At 44.4% G+C, this 773-nt stretch carries 2 protein-coding genes; both read right to left on the bottom strand.

Annotated elements, in window-relative coordinates:
• Positions 1–24: 24 nt before the first annotated feature.
• Entirely contained in the window at positions 25–159 is a 135-nt protein-coding gene (locus OU793_RS24730) for a hypothetical protein (protein WP_264402420.1), read from the bottom strand.
• A gap of 27 nt (positions 160–186) precedes the next feature.
• On the bottom strand, positions 187–773 hold a 587-nt coding region (locus OU793_RS24725; protein ID WP_274647930.1), incomplete at its 5' end, for a RidA family protein.

Here is a 773-nt window from a genome sequence, read left to right as displayed (position 1 = left end):
GTTTATACTAGGTGTAACGGTCAATTAGAAACGACCACAGTTTTGTAAACTGCGTAATACCGCTATCACAACAGGTAAGGTATGGCCTTCTTTTTGTAAGTAAAACAACATCTTTGAACGCTCGTCTGGCGTCTTAGAATTTGCAACAGAACCTGTCAATTATCCTGCTCTTGAATCGATTCCGATTTACGTGCTTGGCGGAGTACCTTCACCATTCGATACAATCGCATCCATTTGCACTAGCGCACCAATTGGTAACGAGGAAACTCCAACCACGGTTCGCGCTGGAAGCGCTTCTTCAAAGTAACTTGCGTAAACTCTATTGACTGAGTCCAGATCCGCTATATCCGTAAGTTGAATGTTTATCTTAACGATATCATCCATCACATGATCGACACTTTCTATGATCGCCTTTAAGTTATCCAAACACTGCATCGCCTGCTCTTTTGCGCCAACCGTAACGATAGCTTTTGCAATTGGGTCAATCGGCAACTGCGCTGATAGATTATTGTAATGCGAAAATGCGACAGTTTGTGTCGATAACGCGTGAATTGGAGCTTTTCCAGTGTTGTTTGTTCTAATCACAATACCATGTCGGTCTTCAACCGCTTGAGGAGGCGTACCATCACCGTGAGAGACCGTCGCATCAATCTGTACCAAGGCATTCATAGGTAAACCTTCTGCTACCATCACAGAACGAGCGGGCATATAACTTACCGCTCTGGATATCGCAGAGTCAGGGAAAAAGGTGCTGTATGCTTCGTTAATGGCGT

It is taken from the genome of Vibrio sp. VP6 (assembly GCF_028823755.1).
Taxonomy (GTDB): domain Bacteria; phylum Pseudomonadota; class Gammaproteobacteria; order Enterobacterales; family Vibrionaceae; genus Vibrio; species Vibrio parahaemolyticus.
Note: the sequence above shows the minus strand (reverse complement) of the source record. Positions and strands in the feature narration are given on the sequence as shown.